The following is a 9,276-nucleotide window of genomic DNA, read 5'->3' on the forward strand; positions in this document are numbered from 1 at the left end:
GATAGTATCACAAATCTTTACGTTTTAACAACTTTCTTAGTATTCTTAATCACAATAATCGAATAAATTTTATGTGTATATCGAATATTATCCCAAAATTTTAATTATAAATACTGGCTCTTCTACTTCTGATGCTGATAAGTTATCTTTATATAAGGTATTAGGCTTCGGATTTTAAATCATCCGTTTATAGATAATTCAATATTACTCCTATCTCCTATCTCCTATCTTTGAAGAATTACTCATTACTCATTACTCCTTACTCCTTTTTCTGATTAATTACGATGCCCTGTTACAATATAAGAAACTCTTTGGGCTATGTTAGTAGCATGATCAGCCATTCTTTCTAAATGACGAATTGCAAGAGTTAGTAATACTATAGGCTCAACTACCCCTTTTATATCCGTTTGATAAGCTAAAGTATTATAAAGACGTTCATAAGCATAATCAACCGTATCATCTAAGAGTTGGATTTTTTGCCCTGCTTCACTATCTAACTCACTTAAAGCTACCATGGTTTTTGCTAACATCATTTGTGCTTGTTTTGACATAACTGCTAACTCTGGCATACAAGGATGACGAGGATAAATAGTTAGTTTAAGAGCAATTTTACCCAAATCCTCGGCATAATCTCCTATTCTTTCTAAATCTCGCACCAATTGCATAAAAGCACTTAATATTCTTAAATCTTGAGCTACAGGAGATTGTAATGTTAAAATACTGGCACAGTGTAGTTCAATTTCTCGGTAATATCTATCAATTTCTTTATCTTGAATGGTAATAATTTCCACTGCTTCCAATTCCCCTTCAAATAATGCTTGATGACTATAACGAAAGGAATCCTCTACTAATGCACCCATTCTTAATACATCTTGAGCTACCTTACTTGTTTGTTTTTGTAGTTGACTACCATCCCCCATGAGTTGATGTGATAATGCCACTATTTACTATGCCCCTATTTACAGCAAAACAGACGATAATTTTAGGATATATAAATTAAAAAGTCTTATCCTATTTCTTAGATTCTCATTTTATCTTGAAATAAAAATTTTTGTAATAAATTAATTAATTATGATTCATGGTTTTATTCCCCCCGAAAGATTTTTTGCTTATTTAACATGGCAAGACATTGAAATGATGACAGAAAAAGAAAATACTGTTATTATCCAACCCATTGGTGCTATTGAACAACATGGTTATCATTTACCTTTAATTGTGGATGCCGCTATCAGTCAGGGTGTATTAGGCAAGGCTTTAAGTTTATTAAATCCTACAATTCCAGCCTATAGCTTACCCACTCTTTATTATGGTAAATCTAATGAGCATGATGGTTTTGCTGGTACAATTAGTTTATCTGCTCATACACTATACTCTTTAATTGAAGAAACCGCCATCAGTATTTATCAAGCTGGTTTTCGTAAACTAATACTAATGAACTCTCATGGAGGACAACCACAGATAATGGAGATTGTTGCCCGTGATTTACACCAAAAATTTCCAGATTTCTCTATTTTTCCTCTTTTTACTTGGAAAGTACCTAATATTACCAATGAATTGTTAACCCCAGAAGAAAAAGAATTAGGAATCCATGCAGGAGATGCGGAAACCAGTTTGATGTTAGCTTTATTACCTCATCAGGTAAAAATGGATTTAGCCGTCAAAGAATATCCTCGAAATTTATCCTCTAATTTATTATCTATGGAAGGAAATTTACCCTTTGCATGGTTAACCAGAGAAGTTAGTGAAACTGGCGTTATGGGTGATGCCACCGTCGCTACTCAAGAAAAAGGCTATCAAATCCTAGCATCTTTAGCACAAGGTTGGGTAAAAGTTATTGAAGAAGTGTATCAATTTTCACCTAAGATAACCTAAGTGAATTATAAAATTAGCAGTCTTAATTGTTAATTGTCAATTCACATTTATGATTTAAAAATTTGTTGTGCTTTGAGAAGAGATTGAATTACTTGTTCGGTGTCTATTAATCTTTTTAGCATTACTTGACCTATCGTTGAAGATAATTTGGCATTTTCATCTATGGGAATAACCTCTACCATGATAATGGTGTCTTCTACTTCATGTAACCATAAAACTTGATTATTTTCAATCATCCCTAAAGGTAAACATTGAATATGAGGTTTTCTGCGCCAAGCATTTTCATTCCAAATTCCGCCTCTTTCCCAAATACGATTATAAGTCCATCCATCCGCCAAAAAAAAATATTTCATATTAGGTAAATAAAGTTAATTGTATATTTGATCTCAATTAAGAGATCATCAATTTTCCTTATCAATACTTATTTATACTTTCTTTTTTCTAATAATTTTTTACAAATAGACACAAGAGACCCCTCCCCGACCGCAACGGGTCAAGAAAAGGTGGCTTTGTTTATTAACTCTATTATAACAAAAAATAATCTTAATTGTCAACCCTTTTTCTAAAAAAAATTGGCTTTATTTTCAATTAGTAAAAATAACAAAAAAAATCTAATTTGGAATTATTTAAAGTTTGGCAACCCCTGCTTCCCTAGCGGCTTGTTGTACCGCTGCTGAAACTGTTGTTGCCACTCGATTATCAAATACCGAGGGAATAATATGCTCTTTATCTAATACATTAGGAGATACTAAAGAGGCGATCGCCTTAGCAGCTTGGAGATACATTTCGGTAGTTAAAGCAGTGGCACGACAATCTAAAGCACCTCGAAATAAACCGGGGAAAGCCAAAACATTATTAATTTGATTAGGATAATCGCTTCTACCAGTGGCAATGACGGCGGCAATGTCTTGGATTAATTCAGGTTGAATTTCAGGAGTAGGATTAGCCATAGCAAAAATAATAGGATCTTTTGCCATAGTTTTGACCATCTCAGGTGTTAGAATTTTAGGAACACTAACTCCGATAAACACATCAGCGTCTATTAAAGCATCTTTCAATAAACCGCCTTTTTCCACTGCAAAAAATTGTTTTTCGTTAGTTAAATTTTCTCGATCTTTACTTATAATACCTTTAGAGTCACAAATCGTAATATAACTACAATTGGCTTTATTTAATAAACGGGCGATGGCAATACCTGCCGCACCAGCACCATTAATAACAACTCGGATAGTTTCTATTTCTTTTTTGACAAGTTTCAAAGCATTAATTAAAGCAGCAATAGTTACAATAGCAGTACCATGTTGATCATCATGAAAAATGGGAATGTCTAATTCTTCCTGTAATCTTTTTTCAATTTCAAAACAACGGGGTGCAGCAATATCTTCGAGGTTAATACCACCAAAAACAGGGGCAATATTTTTAACGGTTTTAATAATTTCTTCTACATCTTGAGTAGCTAAACACACGGGAAAAGCATCAATATCTCCAAATTCTTTGAATAACATTGATTTTCCTTCCATTACGGGTAAAGCGGCTTCTGGACCTAAATTACCCAATCCTAATACTGCACTACCATCTGTAACAATTGCAACACTATTACTTTTGATTGTCAAAGAATATACATTTTCAGGATCTTCATGAATAGCTTTACAAATTCTACCAACTCCGGGGGTATAAGCCATAGCTAAATCAGAGGAAGAAGTTATCTGGATTCGACTTTGAATATGAATTTTTCCTCCTCTATGAATGTCAAAAGTGCGATCGCTTACATTCAAAATATTAACTTCCGCAACAGATTTAATGGCAGCCACAATTTTTTCTGCGTGTTCAGTACTGAAAGCATCAATAGTCAATTCTCGTTTGATGGTTTTCAAATTACGCTCAATCAGGGAAACTTGCCCTAAACTACCACCAACTTCGGCAATGGCTTTGGTAACTTTGGCTAATGTACCTGCACGGTTTAATAATTCTAAGCGGACTGTTAAACTAAAACTAGAATTAGGAGTTAAATCTGCCATTTTTGAGAATATAAATATAAATATCGTTTAAATTGTATCGTGAACCATGACTAGCATTTGACTCTATTTGTTACGAAATCACTATTTTTTATCAAAAAATTTTGGGTTTAAAACCTTTGTACACAAATTAACCTCTCTTATGGCAAAGGTAAACCATTAATCAAAACCCGTGCTAGTGAAGATAGTAATATTTTCCTTGAGAGAACGACAATTAGCATAACTGGTACAATTCAAGAAGTGGCATTAAAACAAATCTTGAATGATGAGAATTATTTAAGATTTGTTAGTGCAATATGGATTAGACTTCTTGCAGAAGTGGAGTAATGAGTAATGAGTAATGAGTAATGAGTAATGAGTTAAGAAATTAACGTTTTCCATCCTAAAATAGATTTTACTTTTTATTTTGCAAGAGGTCTATTATTTGGGTGGAGAAAATGCCATTAAGTAAACTGACAGGAAGAAATGAGAATAAGAATACTTTTGCCGATGTTGTCAGTAGCATTATCAATATTATCAAAAGTGAAAAAAGGGGTAAACCTTAATCAAAACAACGAAAACAAAAAATCGGAGCGGCGGGATTTGAACCCACGACCCCCACTACCCCAAAGTGGTGCGCTACCAAGCTGCGCTACGCCCCGTTATTCAACAATCATCTATCATAGCAATATTTTAAGTAATTGTCAAGTTAAAAAAGCATTAAAGATTGGGTAGCTTGAATGAAATCTTTGGTTATATTTTCTTTCCAAGTACCCTCACATCCTCGATGATGATGAAGAATAATGCTTAGAGAATAGTTATTAGGGTATCCTTGCGCTCCAAGCCACATTAAATCACTTTCCATCTCACAGGTGATAGTTTCTTCTTCCATGAGATGTTCATTGATGTCTATTATTGCTTGATGAATTTGTAAGAGAAGACGGCAAAAATCTTGCATTTCAATAGCAGTCAATTCAAAAGCCCAATCATCAGAACCGATTAAGCCTTTGTAAGTAACTGCTTTTTCTTGCCATCCAATACGCCATCCCTTACCTTTTTTGATCAAGCTATTTATCCTCAATCAACCATATTTTATAGTTACTAAAAATATAGTCAAATATTTCTAGCTCTGTAAGGATAATCTTACTGGGCTAACTACAGGCCTCAATATTGAGTTTTTACTAAAGTTTTTAGTAAAGTTCCCAACTACTTTTGTTACTTCTTTCTTTATTTTAATTAATTAAAATATGAGTAACATTGGTAAATATTTACCAATAATAATTTTTAACTTAATAAAAATTGAATTTATTTATCCTTAAGATAATAACATAATGTAGAAAATTTAACGATATATTAATACATTATTTTATGTTTCTTAAATAGAAATATTATACTTCTACAGGTACTGGTTGAGTTTCCTCATGAACTTCGGTAGTTGAGTCTTCATTTACTATAGATTCTTCTACTTCGGGAGTAGAAACTTCTTCCTCAGAGGATTCGACAGGAGAGATTACAGGAGTTGATTGTTGTAATTCAGGAATGTCTTTTTCTTCAAATTGAAATTTATTATCGAGTTTCATTGTGAGGTAACGAATTACATCATCACTCAGACGCATATCTCTTTCAATGATAGCTACTTGAGTACCATCTCCAGTGTAATAAGTCAAGATATAAATACCATCTTGAAATTTTTTGATTTGATATGCTAAACGACGTTTACCCCAAATTTCCATAGAGACTTTTCCAGCTCCATTTTGTTTGAGCAAATTATTATATTTGTGTAATTGTTTATTTACTTGGTCATGGGTTAAATCAGGACGCAAAATAAACATCATTTCATAAGTATTGGACATTTCTATTTTTCTCCTTTTGGACTAAAATGGCTTCCCACAGTTTGAGAAGCAAGGTTTTTAATGCCTGAGAGTATTTCTTCAAAGAAATTGATTGATACTTTTTGGCAATAGTGCTTATATATTTATAACAGAAAAAGTAATTATTGCAAAATTATTTATAATTAATAAAACTTATTATTATGGCACAACGTTATGTAAGGGTCAAAACTACCAGTGGACAAATTTATTATGGTAAGTTGCAACTTAATCGCACGGTAGGGATATTAGATGCACCTCCTTGGTTAAATGGAAAGATTACTGATCAAGTTTTAAACGAGTCTGAGTATCATTTATTAGCACCTTGTGCCCCGTCTAAAATTGTAGCTGTAGGGAAAAACTATGCGGCTCATGCGGCGGAAATGGGTGGAGATGTTCCAAAAGAGCCTTTAATTTTTTTGAAGCCTTCTTCGGCGGTTATTGCTCATGGGCAAAAAATTATTTACCCTAAACAATCTCAGCGCGTGGATTTTGAAGGAGAATTGGCTTTAATTATTGGCGATCGCACAAAAAAATGTACTGTAGAAGAAGCTCATGGAAAAATCTGGGGTTACACTATTGCTAATGATGTAACAGCTAGAGATTTGCAGAAAAAAGACGGACAATGGACAAGAGCGAAAGGATTTGACACGTTTTGCCCTTTAGGTCCTTGGATTGTGCGAGAATTAACCTCTGAGGCAAAATTAAAAACAATTGTTAACGAAGAGTATCCTCCAAAACAGTGTAGTTTACTGTCTAATATGGTTTTTTCTCCCGAAGAATTAGTAGCCTATATCTCTCAGATTATGACTTTATTACCCGGAGATGTAATTCTAACAGGCACACCAGAAGGTATTGCACCTTTAAAAATAGGGGATACTGTGACGGTGGAGATTGAAAGTATTGGAATGTTAACAAATGAAGTAGAAGCCAGTCCAGATATAGAATAAAATTAATTACTAATTGTTAGTTTTTGATTACCAAGGAACTTGACCTGAAGCTGCTTCAGATATGAGGGGAATCTCTGGATATTTTCCCGAAGCGGATTGTATCATGCCATAAAGACAAGCAACGAGAGTACCGATAAAGATTGTATTAAAAATGGTTTCCATAATTAATGATCCTTCTAATACTCCAGAAAAGATATTAAAAATTAGACTAACTAAAATTAATAAGATTTCCATGAGTATTGATTGCATGGTATTGAAGCGAATAAAATGACTGATATTAGAGTTTCTAACAACGGCGGAAAATAAGACAATAAAGAGAATAAAACCACCAAAAGGAATTTGATTGATAATGATTAGGGGAGTAAGTGGAATAGTAATTAATTGCAGTACAGGGAATTGTCGGAATAAAAAAACTCCGAATTGTAATGCTGAATATAGGGGAAAAAGGTAAACAAGAGCGGCAAATAGTTTATCTTTCCAGTTTGTTGTATTACGCCAATTCATATAATTAAATTTATTGAGTAAACTATATTTTAGATCTTTTAATTAAAAGCACGGTGGTTTTTTGTTTATTGTTTTTTATTGACACCGATAACGCTACCTCTGAAATTATAATTAGTACCATCTAACTCTAAGACTGTACCGATTTTAATTTTTTGGTTTGCTAAGATTGCACCATCATCAGTCATTTGTCCTTTACCAGTCAATAATAGCATCATATCAAGACTAAAGGTTTCAGGACGAGGATCTAATAATGCTTTTACACTACCATCAGGTTGAGGAACAATGACATAATTTTTTAATCTTTCGGCAGATTCAACGGTTAATTGACCTGCTGGTTCGTTACGGACAATAATATTAATATTAGCTTGTTGATTAAATTGTTTTAATAAACTATCAGGATCTTTAACACTTAAACCTCTAACTAATAGATTTAATTCGATGGTGTCAGTATTACCTGCACCGACTTGAGCGATAGAACCTTTCGGACCGGGTACAACAAAAATACCAATTAAGACAAGAATAATAACGGCGATCGCACCTAAATCTAAAATATTTACTTTTCCGAATAAACGACCTTTAGAGTCAACAATTTTCATAGAAATTTTGTGATAAAAATAGACTTTTCAAAATATAGCACCAAATAGGAGAGACTGGAGAGTTTAACCGTCAAAGATAAATGTTAATTTTGATACTAATAGTAAAGGTAATTAATAGTCATAATCTTTTTAAAAGATAACTTAAGAAAAAATGTTACCTCTAATAGAAGGCTTTTTAAATGGTATCAGTATTGGTTCAGTGTTATTAATTGCCGCTCTGGGATTGGCTATCGTCTTCGGTTTAATGGGAGTTATTAATCTCGCCCATGGTGAATTGATGATGTTAGGAGCTTATAGCACGTTTGTTGTTCAGAATATTTTTAAGCCATTGGGCGAACCTTGGTTTAATATTTATATATTTGTAGCTATTCCTGTGGCTTTTGTCGTTGCTGCTATAGCTGGGATAATTTTAGAAAGGGGTGTAATCCGTTTTCTTTATGGAAGGCCATTAGAAACCCTTTTAGCCACATGGGGAGTAAGTTTAATTCTGCGTCAATTCGTGCGTAGCGTAAGTTGGTCAATGACTATTAGCTTACTTTTATTTTCTCTTTTGTTTTTCGGTGGAATGTGGTTTTTATCCCGTCAACAAAATTGGCAACAAATCCGCCCTAAGTTTTTTTATATTTCCTTACCCTTAGCTAGTGCCATCGCTGTTTTAACAGGAATATTAATTAACAACAGTAAAAACGAAACCTTAACAAAAGCGTGGTTTAGTGCGAGAAATGTAGATGTAACCGCTCCATCGTGGTTAAGAGGAGGAATTCCATTAGGTGCATTTCAATTTCCTATGGCACGAGTTTTTATTATTATCTTGACCATTTTATGTATTTTAGCCGTATATTGGTTTTTAAATGGTTCAGATTGGGGATTAAAAATTAGGGCAGTTACCCAAAATCGTACCATGAGTTCATGTTTAGGTATTCCTACCGCTACCGTTGACGCTCTTACTTTTGCATTAGGTTCGGGGTTAGCTGGTATTGCTGGTGTAGCTATTAGCTTACTGGGTTCAGTGGGACCAAATACAGGGCAAAACTATATTGTTGATACCTTTATGGTGGTAGTTGTGGGGGGAGTTGGTAATTTATTAGGTTCAATTATTGCGGCTTTAGCCATCGGTATTGTAACTTATATCATTGGTTCTGGTAGTTTAGGATTAGTGCTTATGTCTCAAGATTCTTTAACTCCCATAGTGGATGTCATAAATTTCTTTGCAACTACCAGTATGGCAAAAGTATTAGTATTTGTGCTAATTATCGCCTTTTTACAAATAAAACCCTCTGGGATTTTTCCTCAAAAAGGTCGTACTGCTGAATTATAGTTAGGAGATAGGAGTTGGGAGATAGGAGTTAGGAGATAGGAGTTAGGAGATAGGAGTTAGGAGATAGGAGTTAGGAGATAGGAGTTAGGAGTTAGGAGTTAGGAGATAGGAGTTAGGAGATAGGAGTTAGGAGTTAGGAGTTAGGAGATAGGAGTTAGGAGATAGGAGTTAGGA

Annotated in this window: 9 protein-coding genes, 1 tRNA gene and 1 pseudogene; 3 read left to right on the top strand and 8 right to left on the bottom strand. The window is 33.8% G+C overall.

The genetic code is table 11. From position 1 onward, the window contains the following. Positions 1-275: 275 nt before the first annotated feature. The gene (gene phoU / locus ACEW8E_RS10535) at positions 276-920 is read right to left on the bottom strand and encodes a phosphate signaling complex protein PhoU (protein ID WP_373480312.1); all 645 of its coding nucleotides are present in this window, start codon (positions 918-920) and stop codon (positions 276-278) included. A gap of 151 nt (positions 921-1,071) precedes the next feature. Between phoU and ACEW8E_RS10540 the strand changes: the two genes are divergently transcribed. Then, positions 1,072-1,872 carry a creatininase family protein gene (locus ACEW8E_RS10540; RefSeq protein WP_373480304.1) on the top strand — a complete coding sequence of 267 codons (801 nt, stop codon included), beginning with the start codon at positions 1,072-1,074 and terminating at the stop codon, positions 1,870-1,872. Positions 1,873-1,919: 47 nt separating this feature from the next. On the opposite strand, the gene ACEW8E_RS10545 is transcribed toward ACEW8E_RS10540, so the two are convergent. The 5 genes from ACEW8E_RS10545 to rpsF form a co-directional block, all read right to left on the bottom strand. Continuing rightward, on the bottom strand, positions 1,920-2,225 hold the full coding sequence (locus tag ACEW8E_RS10545) for a hypothetical protein (RefSeq protein ID WP_373480305.1): 306 nt from the start codon (positions 2,223-2,225) through the stop codon (positions 1,920-1,922). A gap of 273 nt (positions 2,226-2,498) precedes the next feature. Beyond that, positions 2,499-3,890 (bottom strand): NAD-dependent malic enzyme, encoded by a 1,392-nt coding sequence (locus ACEW8E_RS10550; RefSeq protein WP_373480306.1) that lies wholly within the window; start codon positions 3,888-3,890, stop codon positions 2,499-2,501. 564 nt (positions 3,891-4,454) lie between these two features. Next, positions 4,455-4,528: transfer RNA gene (locus tag ACEW8E_RS10555), tRNA-Pro, on the bottom strand. A 47-nt stretch (positions 4,529-4,575) separates the two neighbouring features. Next, on the bottom strand, positions 4,576-4,932 hold the full coding sequence (locus ACEW8E_RS10560; protein WP_373480307.1) for a DUF1818 family protein: 357 nt from the start codon (positions 4,930-4,932) through the stop codon (positions 4,576-4,578). 322 nt (positions 4,933-5,254) lie between these two features. Then, the gene (gene rpsF / locus ACEW8E_RS10565; RefSeq protein WP_373480308.1) at positions 5,255-5,719 is read right to left on the bottom strand and encodes a 30S ribosomal protein S6; all 465 of its coding nucleotides are present in this window, start codon (positions 5,717-5,719) and stop codon (positions 5,255-5,257) included. 179 nt (positions 5,720-5,898) lie between these two features. On the opposite strand from rpsF, the gene ACEW8E_RS10570 reads away from it, so the two are divergent. Further along, on the top strand, positions 5,899-6,684 hold the full coding sequence (locus ACEW8E_RS10570) for a fumarylacetoacetate hydrolase family protein (protein ID WP_373480309.1): 786 nt from the start codon (positions 5,899-5,901) through the stop codon (positions 6,682-6,684). Positions 6,685-6,711: 27 nt separating this feature from the next. On the opposite strand, the pseudogene ACEW8E_RS10575 reads toward ACEW8E_RS10570, so the two are convergent. Both ACEW8E_RS10575 and ACEW8E_RS10580 read right to left on the bottom strand, forming a co-directional pair. Next, positions 6,712-7,194, bottom strand: a pseudogene (locus ACEW8E_RS10575) (Tic20 family protein); the annotation flags it as partial. A 59-nt stretch (positions 7,195-7,253) separates the two neighbouring features. Next, a complete protein-coding gene (locus tag ACEW8E_RS10580; protein WP_373480310.1) occupies positions 7,254-7,784 on the bottom strand; it encodes a DUF4330 domain-containing protein in 531 nt (176 codons plus the stop codon). A 151-nt stretch (positions 7,785-7,935) separates the two neighbouring features. Here ACEW8E_RS10580 and ACEW8E_RS10585 point away from each other — a divergent pair, with 151 nt between their 5' ends. Then, the gene (locus ACEW8E_RS10585; protein WP_373480311.1) at positions 7,936-9,102 is read left to right on the top strand and encodes a branched-chain amino acid ABC transporter permease; all 1,167 of its coding nucleotides are present in this window, start codon (positions 7,936-7,938) and stop codon (positions 9,100-9,102) included. Positions 9,103-9,276 lie beyond the last annotated feature (174 nt).

The sequence above is a fragment of the Geminocystis sp. genome, assembly GCF_041753295.1.
Classification (GTDB): domain Bacteria; phylum Cyanobacteriota; class Cyanobacteriia; order Cyanobacteriales; family Cyanobacteriaceae; genus Geminocystis.